At 32.3% G+C, this 18,593-nt stretch carries 13 protein-coding genes and 1 pseudogene; 12 read left to right on the top strand and 2 right to left on the bottom strand.

The genetic code is table 11. The features are described from left to right. Nucleotides 1-7: 7 nt before the first annotated feature. Together flgL and CKA54_RS00725 are read left to right on the top strand one after the other, a co-directional pair. Complete coding sequence (gene flgL, locus CKA54_RS00730) at nt 8-2,200, top strand: flagellar hook-associated protein FlgL (RefSeq protein WP_120759144.1); 2,193 nt, start codon at nt 8-10, stop codon at nt 2,198-2,200. A 134-nt stretch (nt 2,201-2,334) separates the two neighbouring features. Then, nucleotides 2,335-5,082 (top strand): DNA translocase FtsK, encoded by a 2,748-nt coding sequence (locus tag CKA54_RS00725; protein WP_253254840.1) that lies wholly within the window; start codon nt 2,335-2,337, stop codon nt 5,080-5,082. Here CKA54_RS00725 and mltG read toward each other — a convergent pair whose 3' ends face one another. Further along, nucleotides 5,083-6,036, bottom strand: coding sequence for an endolytic transglycosylase MltG (gene mltG / locus CKA54_RS00720; protein WP_120759140.1), 954 nt, complete (start codon nt 6,034-6,036; stop codon nt 5,083-5,085). On the opposite strand from mltG, the gene CKA54_RS00715 reads away from it, so the two are divergent. From CKA54_RS00715 to CKA54_RS00670, 10 genes and pseudogenes are all read left to right on the top strand, one after another. Next, nucleotides 5,954-8,524: an AsmA-like C-terminal domain-containing protein gene (locus tag CKA54_RS00715; protein ID WP_253254837.1), complete on the top strand. Its 2,571-nt coding sequence runs from the start codon at nt 5,954-5,956 to the stop codon at nt 8,522-8,524. The two genes, mltG and CKA54_RS00715, sit on opposite strands and share 83 nt — an antisense overlap. 17 nt (nt 8,525-8,541) lie before the next feature. Next, a pseudogene (locus CKA54_RS00710) lies at nt 8,542-9,438 on the top strand (malate dehydrogenase). Nucleotides 9,439-9,614: 176 nt separating this feature from the next. Then, complete coding sequence (locus CKA54_RS00705) at nt 9,615-9,923, top strand: 4Fe-4S binding protein (protein ID WP_120759136.1); 309 nt, start codon at nt 9,615-9,617, stop codon at nt 9,921-9,923. Nucleotides 9,924-9,931: 8 nt separating this feature from the next. Further along, nucleotides 9,932-11,056: a 2-oxoglutarate synthase subunit alpha gene (locus tag CKA54_RS00700; RefSeq protein WP_120759135.1), complete on the top strand. Its 1,125-nt coding sequence runs from the start codon at nt 9,932-9,934 to the stop codon at nt 11,054-11,056. Nucleotide 11,057: 1 nt separating this feature from the next. Next, entirely contained in the window at nt 11,058-11,903 is an 846-nt protein-coding gene (locus CKA54_RS00695) for a 2-oxoglutarate ferredoxin oxidoreductase subunit beta (RefSeq protein WP_120759133.1), read from the top strand. After that, nucleotides 11,900-12,457, top strand: a complete 558-nt coding sequence (locus CKA54_RS00690) for a 2-oxoacid:acceptor oxidoreductase family protein (RefSeq protein WP_120759131.1) — start codon at nt 11,900-11,902, stop codon at nt 12,455-12,457. The genes CKA54_RS00695 and CKA54_RS00690 overlap by 4 nt, the downstream gene beginning before the upstream one ends. Nucleotides 12,458-12,540: 83 nt before the next feature. Next, entirely contained in the window at nt 12,541-14,250 is a 1,710-nt protein-coding gene (locus CKA54_RS00685; RefSeq protein ID WP_120759129.1) for an acetolactate synthase large subunit, read from the top strand. Then, nucleotides 14,247-14,714: an acetolactate synthase small subunit gene (gene ilvN / locus CKA54_RS00680; RefSeq protein ID WP_120759127.1), complete on the top strand. Its 468-nt coding sequence runs from the start codon at nt 14,247-14,249 to the stop codon at nt 14,712-14,714. Before CKA54_RS00685 ends, ilvN begins: the two co-directional genes overlap by 4 nt. Next, nucleotides 14,711-15,670, top strand: a complete 960-nt coding sequence (gene lpxD / locus CKA54_RS00675) for a UDP-3-O-(3-hydroxymyristoyl)glucosamine N-acyltransferase (RefSeq protein WP_120759125.1) — start codon at nt 14,711-14,713, stop codon at nt 15,668-15,670. Before ilvN ends, lpxD begins: the two co-directional genes overlap by 4 nt. After that, on the top strand, nt 15,663-15,887 hold the full coding sequence (locus tag CKA54_RS00670) for a hypothetical protein (protein ID WP_120759123.1): 225 nt from the start codon (nt 15,663-15,665) through the stop codon (nt 15,885-15,887). Before lpxD ends, CKA54_RS00670 begins: the two co-directional genes overlap by 8 nt. Nucleotide 15,888: 1 nt before the next feature. Here the strand turns inward: CKA54_RS00670 and ccsA are convergent, their stop codons facing one another. Further along, a complete protein-coding gene (gene ccsA, locus CKA54_RS00665) occupies nt 15,889-18,588 on the bottom strand; it encodes a cytochrome c biogenesis protein (protein ID WP_120759121.1) in 2,700 nt (899 codons plus the stop codon). Nucleotides 18,589-18,593 lie beyond the last annotated feature (5 nt).

The following is an 18,593-nucleotide window of genomic DNA, read 5'->3' as shown; positions in this document are numbered from 1 at the left end:
CAAAATTATGAGAATTAGTAATCAGTATAATTTCTACACATCTATACAAAACTACACCGATGGACAGTCTTTGTTAAATAAATACAATTTGCAACTTCAAACCGGTCAGCTTATTCAGCATTCTTGGGAAAATGCAAACATTTATATCAATGGTTCAAGATTAGAATATGAAATGGCTAATATCAATCAAGTGATTCAAGGCACCCAAGCGGCCATGGAGATGACAAAAAACACTGATACAGCTTTGAAAAATATCACAGAGCTTTTGGAAAAATTTAAAACACTTTTAACTAAAGCTGCAAGTGATGGTAATTCTCAAGAGTCTAGGGAGGCTATCGCAAAAGAATTGCAACTCGTGAGAGATTCTATTGTAAATATTGCAAATACTAGCATTAATGGGCAGTATTTATTTGGTGGATCAAATAGCGCAAATAAGCCTTTTGATAAATATGGAAATTATTCTGGTAACAAAGATAATATTTTTGTAGTAAGTGGCGCAGGGACTCAAATTCCTTATAATATCCCGGGTTGGGATTTATTTTTTAAGCCTGATTCAAATATTAATAAAATCATCTCAACCAATGTTTCATTTACAGATGCACGCTATCCAGACAAAAAAGAATACATTACCGGTGAGTCTTTATTTTCTCATGTGATAGGACAAAATTATGTCCAAAATGGTAAACTCGATCCAGATAAACATTTTGACAGTAGCTACGATGATAAACTTCCTTTTCCGCATTCATCAATGTATGTTCAAGGGGTAAGACCTGATGGAACAAGCTTTAAGGCCACTTTAGATATAGACCCTGATGCGAAAATAGATAATGTGTTAAATAACATAGGTAAACTATATGGTAACACAGAAGGCAACAAAGTAGTAGATGTAACGATTAACGATAGTGGTCAAATTGAAATCAAAAGCTTAAAAGAAGGAAGTAGTTCTTTAGATTTTCATGCAGTTGCTATGACCCCGCAGCTTCAAGATGCAGAGCAAATTAAAGCTTTAAGTGAAGCTGCAAAGAATGAAGGTATCAGCATGAAAGATGTGACCGATCGTATTATGCAAGCCGCACATGGAGGGAATTTAAATAACACAAGAAGTCCGGTTACTATTGAAGTAAACGGTGAGCAATTTACCGTAGATATACACAAAACAGACTTTATAAAAAGCAATATCAATGGCAATAAAACCAATGGAGCTGATTTTGATGTGCCTTTTGAAAAAGATGGTAATACTGTTTTTGGTAATGTTTCTCAAGTGGTGAAAGGAACAAGCGAATACGCAACAGATAGTACAAAGCTTAGCGAAGTAGTTGCAAATGCCAATGGTAGCATGGATGGTCAGCAACTCCAAATGGAGATTACTTCTAAAAGTGGTCAAACTTATGAAGTGACTGTAAATTTAGAAAATTCATTAGTTAGTTTGACAAGACCTGATGGAACTTTGATTCAAATTCCTTTTATGAGCGCTGATCCAAATAATCCTAGCAATATAAGCTCAACTAATCCTGAAGATATTACTTATGGGCAATTAAATGATATCATAGGTATGATAGCTTCTGATAATATTCCAGAAACTACACTTGTACCTGTAAATGCTGATAATTTTAAAGAGTATCAAAAGTTAGTCTTAAATTCTAGAGATAGTGTTGAAGTTGGTATGGATTATAAGGGTCGTATCAGTATTACTGATAAATTTTCAAGTAACACCAACATCGGAGTAACTATAAAAGATTCTAACTCAAACAGTGGCTTTCCTCCAGCAGGAACCACGGTAAATGGTTCGGGTTTTGTCTTTAGTGCAAACAATTCTTTGACAATTGATGATCCAAATATTGATCTAATTAAAGATTTAGATGAGATGATCGATGCGGTTTTAAATGGTACCATGAGAGCTGATTCAGAAGGGAGTGATCCTAGAAACACAGGTTTGCAAGGAGCACTAGAGAGAATTGATCATTTGCAAGAGCATGTTAGAAAAATGCAAACTACCATTGGTGCATACACAAATAATATAGAAGAAACTAACAAAAGAATGACTTTTTTAAATATCAATGTGGCTTCGATTAAAACAGGGATTACTGATGCTGATTATGGGCAAACCTATATGCAATTTATGCAAACCATGGTTTCATACCAAGCAATGCTTTCAGCAACTTCTAAAATTTCTCAAATGAGTTTGTTAAACTACTTATAATTTTTGATATAATAGCTTTTTTTCTTTATAAAGGATGTGTTATAAAAAAAGAAGCTATTTTTCTCATTTCTAATATATGTATTTTTTATTTTTGTTTAAGTGCTTTGATACCTGATCAAGCTTTGGTAAGCATTATAGGGTACTCTTTAGCAAAGCTTAGTTATTTTTTATTTGGCTCGTTAACCAAATTTTATCCTTTTGTCTTTTTTTGGTTTAATTATCTTTTGTATAAAAATGACTATAATTTCGACTTAATAGAGCGTAGGTTTAGTGTGGCGGTATTTGCTTGTATACTTGCTTCGCTAATTTTTGCTTCGGTTTTTTTACAAGATAAAGGCTACATAGCTTCAGCTATGTTTGTGATTTTAAATGGTCTTTTTGGAAAAATAGGTAGCTTAGTGCTAGTGATTTTATTACTTGCTTTTGCTTTTAGTATTTCTTTTCCGCAAATCATAAAAGATGTGTTTAAAATAGAGCTTGACTTTGATTTTTATCTGAAGCTTGAAACTTTAATTAAAAATAAAATTTTCGGCTTTTTTGGTGGCGATAAATATGAAAATGAAACCAAAGAAGAGCAAGAAAAACTCAAACAAGAGCTTTTGATCAAAGATAAAGAAGAAGTAGTAAAGACAACGCAAGTGGAGCCAGCACAAGTGGTTCAGCAAAATAAGAAATTTAATCTTGATGATCTAAAAAATCAAGAACTAGAAGAAGTTGTCGTTAGTGAAGAAGATAAAAAGCTAGGTTCAAGTTACATCCATGAGCTTTCAGAGCCTATCGCAAATTTTGCACAAAAAGCAAGTAAAATAAATATAAAGGAAGATGAAATGACGCCTGAAGAGTATTTGTCAAAATATAAAAATAAAAGTGAAGATATTTATACTCAAACTTTAAAAAGTAAAAACCTAGATGAACCAAGTTATAAAAGACGCAATATAGATTTAAATGAAAACAAAGAAGAATTAAACGAAGATAATACTTTGTTTGCTAAAGAATTAAAAGAGCGCGAGCAAATGTTGCAAAAGGCTAAATTGCTTGAAGAATACAAGGCATTGCAAAAAGAAAAAATACTCGAAGAGTTGAATGAGGATTTTAAAAAAATCGAAGAATTAAATGCCATAGAGGCGCAAAAAGAAGCTGAATTTAAAAAAATACAAACTAAAAATAACTTCCTAGGTGTTAAAGAATTTAAAGATGAGGATTTTATCCCGCAAAATGAAGTTAAAGAATTAGACTTTAGCGAAGATGATTTTGTTAAGCCTACTAGCATAGAGGAGTTAAGAGGTAAAAAAAACTATGAAACTCCTTTTGTGGTAGAAGAAGTAAAAAATGATATTTATGAGGAAAAAAATACGCCTGAAGTTTATCAAAAACCTACTATAGAAGTTGTTGAAAATAAAACACATCATTCAATTACCAACGAAGTTAGCGAAAATAAAGCATTATTAAAAGATCTTGATTTTGGAAATTTTGAAAAGCCAAAGGATTTTACTTTACCACCTTTGGATTTTTTAACTATGCCAAAAGAAGGTAAAAGTGAAATCAATGAAGAAGAAATCGATAGAAAAATTTATGATTTATTGGAAAAATTAAGACGCTTTAAGATAGGTGGCGATGTAGTTAGAACCTATACAGGACCTGTTGTTACTACTTTTGAATTCCGCCCTGCAGCTGATGTAAAGGTGAGTAAAATTTTATCTTTGCAAGATGATTTAGCTATGGCTTTAAAGGCACAAACTATAAGAATTCAAGCCCCAATACCAGGTAAAGATGTGGTTGGTATAGAGGTACCAAATGAGCAAATCGACACGATTTATTTAAGAGAAATTCTAGAAAGCGATGTGTTTAAAAACTCTAGCTCGCCTTTAACTATAGCTTTGGGTAAAGATATAGTAGGTGATCCTTTTGTGACAGATCTTAAAAAACTTCCTCATCTTTTAATAGCAGGAACAACAGGAAGTGGTAAAAGTGTGGGGATTAACTCCATGCTTTTATCTTTGCTTTATAGAAATTCGCCAAAAACTTTAAGACTGATGATGATAGACCCTAAGATGCTTGAATTTAGCATTTATAATGATATACCACATTTGCTTACCCCGGTTATCACTGATCCTAAAAAGGCGGTTAATGCATTATCAAATATGGTAGCTGAAATGGAGCGAAGATACCGCTTGATGGCTGATGCAAAAACTAAAAACATCGAAAATTATAATGAAAAAATCAAAGAACAAGGCGGGGAGATCTTGCCATTTATCGTGGTGATTATCGATGAGTTGGCTGACTTGATGATGACAGCAGGTAAAGATGTGGAGTTTTATATAGGTCGCTTAGCGCAAATGGCAAGAGCTAGTGGAATTCACTTAATCGTAGCTACTCAACGCCCTTCAGTAGATGTAGTCACTGGGGTTGTAAAAGCAAATTTACCAAGTAGAATTTCTTATAAAGTAGGGCAAAAAATAGACTCTAAGGTTATTTTGGATTCTATGGGTGCTGAGAGTTTGTTAGGACGTGGGGATTGTTTATTTACTCCCCCTGGTATGAGTGGTTTGGTGCGTTTACATGCTCCTTTTGCAAGTGAAAATGAAATCGAAAATATCGTAGAATTTTTAAAAGCTCAACAAGTAGTTGAATACGATGAAAGCTTTTTGAAAGATGATAGTCAAGATGGGGTTTATAAAAGAAGTGAAATAGATGATGGGGAGTTAGATGAGCTTTATGAAGAAGCAAAAGCAGTGATTTTAGAAGATAGAAAAACAAGTATTTCTTATCTGCAAAGACGCTTAAAAATAGGCTATAACCGCGCAGCAAACATCATAGAACAACTTTCTCAAATGGGTGTTTTAAGTGAACCTGATGCAAAAGGGCAAAGAGAAATTTTATAATTAATTTCTTATTGCCTTATTATGTTCTTTTAAAGTAGAGGTAAAAATATGTTTATTGGTTTTTTTATCTCTTACAAAATATAAATACTCTGTTTTGGCAGGAAAAATTGCCGCTTTAATCGCTTCAAAAGATACGTTACACACTGCTTCTTTTGGTATACCACTGAATTTGTAAGTATTATAAGAGCTATTGTCTGATCTTATTCTTTGTGGGGTAACTTTTTCATGAGAGTACTTTCCGTAGTTGAGTGTTCCATCCATTTGAAGCTTCATGCCTTTTTTTAAGCGATTTCTAATCACTGATGAGATGATAGGCATTTCTTCATTATCTGCTGCCTCTTTTTGAATAATGGAAGCTATAATAATGTATTCATGCCATTTTTTTTCATTATATTCTCTAAAAATTTTAAAAGAAAGTTTTTTAAATTCATTAGTAGAATAAGCTAAAAGATATTTTACTAAAAGCTCTTCTGTAATGCCTTTTGGAATCTTATAAGTTTCAGGAAAAAGCATACCTTCTTTAAAAGGACTTTGCTTGTGAAATTCTTGCATTAAAGTTTTAGCGTTTAAGTTAAGCTTAGGGGCTAATTCGTGAAAGAATATTTCTGTGGTTTCTCCAGGAATGAGCGTAATGGTTTCAAGTGCTGCTTTAGCGATGGTAAGTTTGTGTAAAAATTCAGCTCGGTTGAGTGTATTTGTGCCTATATTGATCCAACCAGATTGAGGATGGCCTAAAAAATACAAAGTGTATTTATCAATACTGCTCATTTTATAGTTATTTTTATCTAATTGCGTTATAATCTTACTTACAGAACCTTGTGGTATAAAAACCACGGAGTTTGTTTTTATAGGTAAGAGTAGATAGTAAAAAATGGATAAAAGAAAAATTAAAATAAAATCACAACATATTAAAAAAATTCTTAAATTTTTAGCATTGCCTATTATTTTTTTCATAGCTTTGTTTATTTACCTCAAAAATGGAATTTATATAGAAAAAATCGAGATTGCTTCTATAAATTTGGAGAAATTATATATTAAATTAGATAAAAAACTTATTTTAAATGCAAAAAAAGTTACTATTAATTCACACAATCAAAAGGGGCAAAATGATACTAGCGCAAGTAAAGCTATTAAGATTATAAAAGATGTGAAGTATTTGTATTGGTTTTTTCAAGAAGTAAGCATTGGAGAAATTTTAGTCAATAATTATCCAGTAGAGTTTGTATACAAAAATGATTTGTTTTTTGTCAATGGTGAGGATTTGTTGATTAAGCTTAATTTAAAAGTTGATGATAAAAAAATTCAAGTTGATGTAAGCAATTTTCTTCTAAAAGATTATGATCTTAATGTTATGGGCGCTTTAATGGTAAATCCCAAAACCAAATTTTATACATTTAGGGGTAAACTTGAAAGCGATTTTTTAAAAAGTGATGTTAAATTTTCGCTCAAAAGAGAAGAAATTGCATATGAGTTAAAAAATATCAGCACAAATAATATTTCTAAAATCTTTCATATTCTTACAGAAAATGGAGTGAAGCTCCCGGCTAACTTGGATCTTTGGGTGGGAGGCAAGGTTAAAGCAGATTTTTATTTTATCGAAGAATTAAATGGTTTTGCGGATTTTGGAAAGCATAGGTATTATTTAGATGATATAAAAGCTAAGGGTTATGTGAATAATCTAAGAGTGGTATTGGATAAAGGAATTGATCCTATTGTTAGTCCTTTTGTAAGACTTGATTTTGCTAAACAAAGACTTGATTTTAATTATGATAAATTGTGTTTTAATAGTTACAATCTAGCTCAAAGTAAAGTTTATATCACCAATATGCTTAATGATAAAGCAGGGATTGATATCCATCTTAAAAGCAACAACACAAGGGCTGATTATAGGGTTAATCAAATTCTACGCCTTTATGATATAAAGTTACCTTTCTTGCAAAACAATGGTATCACGAAAACTGATTTAACCTTAAAAATACCTTTTGAACATCCTGAAAAACTTACATATAGAGGAAATTTTGATATTGTAAATTCTAATATTAACATTAGCGATTTTAAAATCATTCAGGCTAATGTAAATTTAGAAAAAGACAAAGTAAAAATCAACAATGCACGTGTGCAAAGCAAACTCATCAATGGGGATTTTAATGCTAGTGTAAATTTAAAACAAAAAAAAGGAGAATTTAAAACTTATATAACAAGCTTAAAACTTCCACAAGATAGTTTAAAAATAGAAGATAAATTTTTAAATTTAGATCTTGATTTTGATCATAATATCAGTTTGTATAATAAAGAACTAACAACTACTTTGTTTTTTGATCAAGGTTTTTCGGTATATGTTGCTAAACTTGCAAAATATAAAGAATACTCTAATCTCATGCAAAAAAACAATGTCCACGATGGAGAATTGTCTTTAAAAACGGTTAATTTTGATGATTTTGATGTAGATATTAATAATACAACTTTTGAATCTTTTTTACTTTATAAGGACAACAATCCTTATGAGTATGATAGCTTTAGTGTAAATATCAAAGGTGATGATTTTAATCTTACTAGTGCAAGCGGTAGCGTTTTAGCACAAAAAGAAAGCGATGATGTAAACATAACTTTAAATAATGTAAATTTGTTAATCTCACAAAATGATACCGAAAACACCTTGAGTGATCTTGAGGGGTTGAATTACTATATCAATGCAAAAAATATTGATCTTATTTTAAAAGATTTTAACAAAACTTTAGATTTTGATCAATTTAGTGCAAATGTAAAAAAAGATTTTGTAAAAGCGCAGGCAAATCGCGGTGAATCTAAATTTAACTTTTTATTAAAAGAAAATCAAATGCAAATTAGAGCTTTGAAAATGGATGATGATTTTTTAAATACCTTTATGCGACAAAATGCTTTTGAAAAAGGCGAATTTAACCTTTATATAGATGGCAATAGTACGGATTTTTTTAAAGGAAAGTTTTTGTTTAAAGATACATATTTAAAAGATCTTAAATTTCATCAACAGCTTTTAAGTTTTATAGATACTATACCAAGTTTGCTTTTATTTAAAGCCCCAACTTTCAATGAAAAAGGTTTTAGTATTGAAAATGCAGGTGTGAGTTTTAGTAGAAAAAAAGATCTTTTTGAAATCGATGCGCTTAATTTCAATGGAGATAGTGCAGATATTTTAGGTCAAGCTAAGGTGAATTTAAGAAGTGGTCAAGTTGATGGTTTATTAGAGCTAAGAACATTAAAATCAGCTAGTTCTGTGATCTCTAAAGTGCCAATTATTAACCAGATTATCTTAGGAAAAGATAGACAAATTAGTACACAAATTAAATTAGGTGGAACGCTAGATAACCCTGAGTTTAAAACTCAGCTGATTGCACAAAGCTTACAGCTTCCATATCATTTGATAAAAAATATTTTCGAGCTACCGGCAAATTTAGTAAAATAACTACAAAAGGAGTGACAATGAAAATCACTATCATAGGTGCTGGAAATGTTGGTGCAAGTGTAGCTTATGCATTGATTTTAAGAGAGTTAATTAGCGAGCTTGTTTTGGTTGATATTAATAAAGATTTGCTTCTTGCAAGAGAATTGGAACTAAGCCAAAGCATTGCAGCGTTTAATTTTGATATAAAAATTACTTGTACGAGTGATTATAAATATACTAAAAATTCTCAAGTGGTTATCTTTAGTGCGGGTGTGGCTAGAAAAGAAGGGTAAAGTAGAGATGAATTGTTTATGATAAATTCTAAAATAATGCTCGAATGCGCACAATGCATTAAACAATATAATCAAGATCCATTATTTATCATAGTTAGTAATCCGGTGGATTTTTTACTTAATACTCTTTATGAAAGTAAGCTTTTTAGATCAAATAAAATTATCGCTATGGCAGGGGTATTAGATAATGCAAGATTTAAATACGAGCTAAGCAAAAGATTAAATTTAAAAACATCAGAAGTAGATACTAAATTAATAGGTTTTCATAATGACAGTATGGTTTTGGTCCAATCACAAAGTAAAGTTAAAAACAAAGCCTTAGATGAAGTGTTAAATGCACAAGTTATCGCTCAAATAGAGCATGAAGTCAAAACAGGCGGTGCTAAGGTGATTAAACACTTAAAAACTTCAGCATATTTAGCTCCAGCAAGTGCTTGTGTGAGAATGATAGAAGCTTTAAAAAGTGGAGAATTTTTACCTATGAGTGTGATTTTAAATGGTGAGTATGGCTTATACGGAAAAGCTTTTGGGGTTATGGCAAGAATCAGTCTTGAGGGTGTGCTTGAAACTTTAGAATTGAAATTAAGTGAGTATGAGCAATTAGCTTTAGAAAAATCTTTCATTCAATACAATTACAAATGATATATTAGGAGTTACTACTCCTAATGTTACTTTGTGTGATAAAACTTCAATTGTTTTATTTTATCTTTCAAATAATACTTATTCATGCTATAAATTCGCTATAATAAAAAGTTTGTTTTAAAAATAATTTTTTGATAAAAAATCATTAAAAATGACAAAAAGAGAAAGGATTATTAATGATTGCTCCAGAAAATACGCCAGTTTGGGTTGATGAAGCAAGGTGTAAAGCTTGTAACATTTGTGTTAGTTATTGTCCGGCTGGAGTTTTAGCAATGAGAGATGAGGCTAGTGCGGTTTTAGGACAAATGATAGAGGTGGTTCATCCTGATTCTTGTATAGGCTGTAGCGAGTGCGAAAGCCACTGTCCTGATTTTGCAATTTTTGTTGCTAAGAGAGATGAGTTTAAATTCGCAAAGCTTACACCTGAAGCCAAAGAGAGAGCTTTAGCAGTCAAAGAAAATAAATACAAAAAACTAAATGCTTAGGAAAAACAATGAGAGAGATTATATCAACAGGAAATGTTTTAGTAGCAAAAGCTGCAATTGATTGTGGCTGTAAATTTTTTGGTGGTTATCCGATTACCCCAAGTTCTGAAATAGCGCATGAGCTAAGCCATATGTTGCCAAAAAATGATGGTACTTTTATTCAGATGGAAGATGAAATTTCAGGTATTAGCGTGGCTTTGGGTGCTTCAATGAGTGGAGTTAAGTCCATGACAGCAAGTAGTGGCCCTGGAATTTCTTTAAAAGCTGAACAAATTGGTTTAGGTTTTATAGCAGAAATTCCACTAGTAATTGTAAATGTTATGAGAGGTGGACCATCAACAGGACTTCCAACAAGAGTTGCGCAAGGAGATTTATTTCAAGCAAAAGCTCCAACACACGGTGATTATGCGAGTATAGCTTTAGCTCCTGCTTCATTAGAAGAGGCTTATACTGAAACCATTAGAGCTTTTAATTTGGCAGAAAAATACATGACACCGGTATTTTTACTTTTAGATGAAACAATAGGACATATGAATGGTAAGGCAAAATTACCTGATTTGGAAGAATTAAAAATCATCAATCGTAAAAAATTTACTGGCGATAAAAAAGACTATAAACCTTATGCAGCAGGGGAAAATGAAGCTGCGACACTTAATCCTTTCTTTGAAGGTTATCGCTATCATATCACAGGGCTTCATCATGGAGATATTGGTTTTCCAACTGAAGATGGGGCGATTGTAGATAAAAATATGAAAAGATTGTTTGGTAAGATTAAAAACAATACAGATGAAATTTGTACTTATGAAGAATTTATGTGCGAGGACGCGGAGTTTTTAATTATTGCTTATGGTAGCGTTGCAAGAGCAGCTAAAGAGGCTATTTTAAGACTTAGAGAAGAGGGTTTGAAAGTAGGTCTTTTTAGACCAATCACGCTTTATCCGGTTGCTGAGAAAAAAATCGCTGAAGTGGTGTCGCGATTTAACAAAGTAATGGTAAGTGAGTTAAATATGGGGCAATATTTAGAAGAAATTCAAAGAGTGAGCAAAAGAAATGATTTTATTAGCTTACACCGTGCAAATGGACGTCCTATAACCCCAAGTGAAATTATTGCTAAAGTAAAGGAGAATATGTAAAATGGCTTTTAATTATGATGAGTATTTAAGAGTAGATAAGCTTCCTACTCAATGGTGCTGGGGTTGTGGAGATGGTGTTGTTTTAAAAGCTATTATCAGAGCAATCCAAAAACTTGGTTGGAATATGGACGATGTATGTTTGGTTTCAGGTATAGGTTGTAGTGGCAGGATGAGTTCTTATGTCAATTGTAACACAGTACATACTACTCATGGTAGAGCTATCGCCTATGCTACTGGGATTAAACTTGCAAATCCTAAAAAACATGTAATCGTAGTAAGTGGAGATGGTGATACTTTGGCAATTGGTGGAAACCATACTATCCATGGTTGTAGAAGAAATATAGATATAACACATATTTTGATCAATAACTTCATCTATGGTCTTACTAATTCACAAACCTCGCCAACTACTCCACAAGGTTTTTACACTGTAACAGCACAAGCAGGTAATATTGATCCTAATTTTGATGCTTGTGAGTTAACTAAAGCCGCAGGAGCTTCTTTTGTAGCAAGAACAAACGTGATTGAAGCAAATAAGCTTGAAAATATTATTTTTAAAGCTTTATCACATAAGGGTTATAGTTTTGTTGATGTATTCTCAAACTGCCATATCAATTTAGGTAGAAAAAATAAAATGGGTGAAGCAGTTAGTATGCTTGATTGGATTAAAAACCGCTGTGTAGATAAGTCTAAATTTGAACAACTTGATTTAGAGCAAAAAGCGGATAAATTTCCTACGGGGATTTTACATCAAGATGAAAGCAAAGCAGAATACTGCGAAGCATATGAAGAAGTTAGAAGAGCCTTAAAAGAAAAAAGAATGGTTGATTTAGGAGCGCTAAAATGAAATTTCAATTAAGATTTTGCGGAGAAGGTGGTCAAGGGGTAATCACCGCTGGTGAAATTCTAGCTAAAGCTGCGATCAAAGAAGGGCGCAATGCTTTTAAAGCTTCTACTTATACATCTCAAGTAAGAGGTGGGCCAACCAAAGTTGATATTATTATCGATGAAAACGAGATCTTCTTTCCGTATGCAGTAGAAGGCGAGGTAAGTTTTATGCTTTCAACTGCACACAAGGGATATCAAAGTTTTAAAGATGGAGTAGCTGCAGGTGGTATTATAGTGATAGAACCAAATTTGGTTCACCCAAGCAAAGAAGATTATGCCAAATGGAAAATTTTTGAAATTCCTATTATTACTATAGCTAAGGAAGAAGTAGGTAATGTAGCCACTCAATCAGTTGTTGCCTTAGCTATCGCTGCTTATATGAGTGAGTGTATTGATATCGAAGCTTTAAAACAAACCATGCTTGATATGGTACCCGCAAAAACTAAAGAAGCAAATGCTAAGGCCTTTGATTTAGGCATAGAATACGCTAAAAAAGCCCAAGTAGTTTCTTGATTTTCAAGAAACTCCTCTTGTAAAAATATATTTATCAAATTATCGTTATAATATTTTCCATTTTTCAACAAAAAGGTAAAATAATGAAAGAGCTAAATGGCTCGCAAATGATTTGTGAAGCACTAAAAGAAGAGAATGTTAAGGTTGTTTTTGGTTATCCTGGTGGAGCAGCTTTAAATATTTATGATGAAATTTACAAGCAAACATATTTCAAACATATTTTAGTAAGACATGAACAAGCAGCTTTGCATAGTGCTGATGCATATGCGAGAATGAGTGGGGAAGTAGGCGTAGCAGTAGTGACAAGTGGACCTGGTTTTACCAATACAGTTACAGGTTTGGCTACCGCTTATAGCGATTCTATCCCTTTGGTTTTAATTTCAGCTCAAGTTGCAACTTCTTTGATAGGAACAGATGCTTTTCAAGAAATTGATGCTATAGGTATTTCAAGACCTTGCGTGAAGCATAATTATTTAGTGAAAAATATTGAAGAATTACCTAGAATTTTAAAAGAAGCTTTTTATATTGCCACAACAGGTAGAAAAGGGCCTGTGCATATTGATATACCTAAAGATGTTACTGCAGCTATGGGTATTTGGGATTATCCTAAAGAAATTTCCATGAAGACTTATAAGCCTACTTACAAGGGAAATATTAAGCAAATTAAAAAATTAGTTAGCTTGATAAAAAATTCCCAAAAACCTTTATTTTACTTGGGTGGTGGATGTATAGCATCTAATGCTAGTGATGCATTAAGAGAATTAATTCATTTTTGTCAAATTCCTGCAGTTGAAACTTTAATGGCATTGGGAACTTTAAGAAGTGATGATGAGCTTAATTTAAAAATGGCAGGTATGCATGGGAGTTACTGTGCGAATATCGCTTTAAGCGAATGTGATTTGTTAATTGCTGTAGGGGCTAGATTTGACGATAGGATTACAGGAAAAACAAGTGAATTTGCAAAGAGTGCAAAAATTGTCCATATTGATATAGATCCAAGTTCTATTTCTAAAATCATCGAAGCACATTATCCTATAGTTGGGGATATTAAAAGTGTGATTATGGATACCTTAGAAGAGTTAAAAAAAGAAAGTTTGGATCAGACTCAGTATCAAGAATGGTTTAAAACTCTACAAAGATATCAGCAGCTATATCCATTAAGTTACGAAGATAATGATGAAGTGTTAAAGCCCCAGTGGGTGATAGAAGAGTGTGCTAGGTTGGCTCCTGATGCGAGAATTATCACAGATGTGGGACAACATCAAATGTGGGTAGCACAATTTTATCCGTTTAATTATGCAAGACAACTTGCAACAAGTGGTGGGCAAGGAACTATGGGTTATTCTCTACCAGCAGCACTTGGAGCTAAATTAGCTGTGGATGAAGAAGTGGTGGTAAATTTTGTTGGCGATGGATCTTTTTTGATGAATATACAAGAGCTAATGACAGCAAGTGCTTATGGTATAAAAGTGATTAATATTATCTTAAATAATTCCTTTTTAGGTATGGTAAGACAGTGGCAAAGTATGTTTTACAAAGAAAGATTTTCTAATACAGACTTAAGTATTCAACCTGATTTTATAGGGATTGCAAGAGGATTTCACTGTGAGGGTTGCAATGTTTTTAGTAAGGAAGAATTTCAAAAAGCTTTTCAAAAAGCTTTAGAATCTGATAAAACCTATGTATTAAATGTAGCGATAGATCGCTATGAAGATGTACTGCCGATGGTGCCAGCGGGTGGAGCGATTTATAATATGATTTTACCTAGTTTCAAAAACAAGGATAAAAAATGAAAAGAAGGGTGATTTCAGTTATCGTGCTAAATGAACACGGGGTGTTATCGCGTGTAGTTGGTCTTTTTTCAGGAAGAGGTTATAATATAGAATCTCTCACCGTGGCTCCACTTGATGATAAGGATTTTTCGAGGATAAACATCGTTACTTTAGGCGATGAAAAAGTTTTCGAGCAAATTATCAAGCAGTTGCATAAGCTCATACCTACTTATAAGGTGATTGATTCAAGTGATTTTATAGAAAAAGAAACAGCATTGGTTAAAATCGCATTAAGTGAAAATTTTGCAGGATTGGATGCTATATTAAAAGCTTACAATGGTAGTGTAACTTATAGTGATGATGAATGTATTATTGTGATGGCGTGTGATGATGCTTGTAATATTGATAACTTTTTAAAAACCATGAAAAAGTATAATCCCATAAGTGTAGTAAGAAGTGGTTCTATTTTAATGGAGGTAAAATGAAAATTAGTGAAATTGCTAAATTTTTAGGCATAGAGTATTGCGGAGATGATATAGAGATTACAGCTTTGAATTCTTTGAATAATGCAAGTTTTACCGAGCTTAGCTATTGTGATGGAGAAAAAAATTCTAAAAAAATAGCTAGTAGTGGAGCAGGGGCTATATTGGTATCTAAAGAATTTGAAAATTTGGTTTCAAAAGATTGCATTAAATTAGTCGTTGATAACCCACATTTATCCTTTGCACTTTTAAGCAAACTTTTTGCTAAGCCTTTGATTGCTAGTGAAAAAAAACAATCTCACATTGCTAAAAGTGCCAAAATCATGCCAAATGTTTATATAGGTGAAAATGTCCAAATAGCTGATCATGTGGTGATAATGGCAGGGGCTTATATAGGGGATAATGTAAGTATAGGCGAGCATACTGTCATTCATCCTAATGTTGTGATTTATAATGATACTAAAATTGGTAAAAAATGTCATTTGTTAGCAAATTGTGTTATAGGTAGTGATGGTTTTGGTTATGCTCATACAAAAAATGGTGAACATTATAAAATTTACCACAATGGCAATGTTATTTTGGAAGATTTTGTGGAAATCGGTGCTTGTACGACAATTGATAGAGCAGTTTTTGAAAGCACTATCATCAAGCAAGGTACTAAGATAGACAATCTTGTTCAAGTAGGGCATAATTGTGAGATTGGAGAAAATTGTCTTATTGTAGCGCAAAGTGGAATTTCAGGTTCGAGCATTTTGGGTAAAAATGTCATCATGGGTGGACAAAGTGCTACAAGTGGTCATTTAGAAATAGGAGATTTTGCTACCATAGCAGCAAGAGGTGGGGTGACTAAAAGCCTTGAGGGTGCTAGAGTGTATGGCGGTTTTCCTATTATGCTTCAAAAAGATTGGTTGAAACTTCAGGCAAAAATTATTTCAGCTTATAGGGATAAACATGAGTAAAAAAATATACAAAAGCATAGAGCTACATGGCAGCAAAAATGGCGAAATTAGCCTTTGTCATCTTGCAAATCCTTATGGAGTAGGGAGTGAAGATGTGTTAAGTATTGGTGTGGCTTTAAAAAAAGAAAGTGGAGTGGATTGGAAAATTCACATTCCTTATGAAAATTTAAAAGAGCTTATTCAAGCACTTCAAGAAATTGAAAAAAGTAGAGCCTAGTTTAAAAACTAGGCGTTTTGATATTTCTTTTTCTTCCTGCTAGTAGTATTAAAATCAAAATGAGCATTGTTAAGATATAAACATAAATAGGTATATTAAAACTATCTCCATTGGCATAAGAATGTAAACCAGAAAGGAAAAAATTTACTCCAAAATAAGTCATTAATATGCTATAAAATGCCAAAATACTAGCACTTGCAAAAGCAAAAATAAAACTAGTTTTAACAATAAACCTTAAGTGTAATACCATGGTATAAACTACAATAGAAATCAAAGCCCAAGTTTCTTTTGGATCCCAACCCCAGTATCTCCCCCAACTTTCATTAGCCCATACTCCACCTAAGAAATTTCCTATAGTAAGCATCGCAAGTCCTATGATCATAGACATTTCATTAATACAATGCAGTTTTAAGATATTTTTATCGATATGATTGTTTTGATTTCTTAAGACAAAAAGGATTAGGCTTAAAATTCCAAGTATAAAACAAAGCGCTAAAAATCCATAACTTGCTGTTATAATAGACACATGAATATTAAGCCAATATGATTTTAAAACAGGAACTAAATTTCCAATTTGTGGATCCATAAAACCAAGATGTGCAACAAAAAGTGCAATCCCTGCTAAAAAACTTGCTCCACATAAGGCTAAGAATGATTTTCTAAAAAACACCACGGCACTTATCGCACATGCAAAAGCTATGTAAACCATGCTTTCATAAGCATTACTCCAAGGAGCGTGATCGCCTACATACCAACGAATGATTAAAGCTAGTGCATGTATTAACACACAAATACTCAAAATAATATAAAAAAACCCATATACCCAAGAAGATAAAGTAGTGTTTTTTAATATAACATAAAAACTCAAAACAAAAAATACAAGTGAAAAACTGATATAAATAAAGGTGAGGTTATCGAAAATATTATAGTGATTTAGCAGTATTTCAAGCTCTATTCTTTCTTTTGATGGTAAAACCTTGCTGCCATAGTGAAGCTGAAAATCTTTTAGAGATTGTAGAATTTCATTTGCATTTTGCCATTGATTGTTTTCAATGCCATTGCGAGTTTGTAAAAAATAATTCACTAAAAGCATTTGTAAGCGCTCAATATCTTCTTTAGTAAAAGGTAAAGCATGCACAGGAGAAAACCATTTTAGACTTTGCTCGTTAACATCAGGTAGTATAGTTAAAGCTTGTCCACTATAAATATAATAAGCGTGATTGATTTTTTCATCCAAGGCGAGTAAGTCTTTGTCTAATTTTGTGCGCTGTGAAGGGGTTTTTCGATTAGCTTCTTCGACATAATTGCTAAGCTTGTATACTCCATCGTCAAAAACATCATCAAATGCAATATGTTTTTCATTGATATTTGTGCCTATTAGTTTTCTTAAGTCTTTAGTTTTAGTAGAGATCATTTTGATTTTTCTAAATTCATTAGGATAAATCATCATGGCTAAAAAGATTTGATCATAGTGTAAATTTAAAAAATCATCTTCTTGGGTGATTTTATGGATAAATTCCATCGCTAAAGTATCTAAAGGTTTTATCCTTCCATTGTGATCTTGTACAAGTAATTTGGCAAAATTTAAAGAATGTGTGTATGAGTTTTTTTGGATATGGGAGATTAAATTTAAAATATCATTTTTATTTTCTTGAGCAAAAAGTGGAGTATGTAAGCCTATAAAGAGTAAAGTTAATAATGTTAAATTTTGTCCTTTTTTAAGATAAGCATTGAGGCGGTGAAATCTTGAATTTTTATCAAATAAAACCCATAAAAATCCTAAGATCAATAAAGTATATCCTATATAGGTTGGAATTTTTCCAGGATCTTTATTGACTGAAAGTATTGTTCCTTGCTCATCTTGATCGTATGAGTTTTGAAAAAATCTATATCCACCATAATCAAGAACATTATTCATAAAAATATCATAGTTTTGATAGATGTGGTTTTTTTCATCTATGATTTTGATTTTTGAAGTATAAGAAGAAGGACTCATAGAGCCTAAGTAGCGCTCTAGTATAAAATCTTCCAAATACAATGCAAAAGGAAGTTCGATTTTTCTTGGACCCCAGTTAATCTCAAAAGCTTTGTTTTGAAAATAAAATGAAGTTGCCACCTTGTCTGTGAAATTTGGATTTAAAGTGATATTTTTATCTTGATTTTGATAATGAATATTTAGTGTTAAGCTCGCAGGTGTTACAGAGTCTTTTTGCGCAGTGTAGTTAATGGAGCTTACGGTTAGCTTTTGATGGCCAAAACTAAAAGTTTTTTGAAAATGTTTCTGACTAAGCGGTGTAAAACTGATGGGAAATTCTACGCTTGTATTGGTATCAAGATCGGTTATTTTTATCAATTCTTCTCTTGTGGCTATGATGTTAGAACTTTGGCTTTCTCTTATATGCATTCCACCTTCTAAGCCTAAATACCGCGTAAGTCCTGCTCCTATAAGTATCATGATAAAAGAAAAATGTAAAAGTAAACTCGCGTATTTTTTCTTTTGTAGTAGTTTTTTATAGATTATTACTCCGGCTAAATTAAGTCCTAGTAATAAATGTAGCATGTCAAACCAAGCATTATCATAAACTAAAGCTTTAGCTGCACTAATGCCATAGTCATTTTCTATGAAAGTTGCCACAGCACATGCTATAGCATAAACACTCATAAGTAAAAAACTCATTGCAAAAGAAAAAAAATACCGCATTGTGC

Origin of the sequence: Campylobacter sp. P255 (assembly GCF_003627915.1) — a bacterium.
Lineage (GTDB): Bacteria > Campylobacterota > Campylobacteria > Campylobacterales > Campylobacteraceae > Campylobacter_D.
Note: the sequence above shows the minus strand (reverse complement) of the source record. Positions and strands in the feature narration are given on the sequence as shown.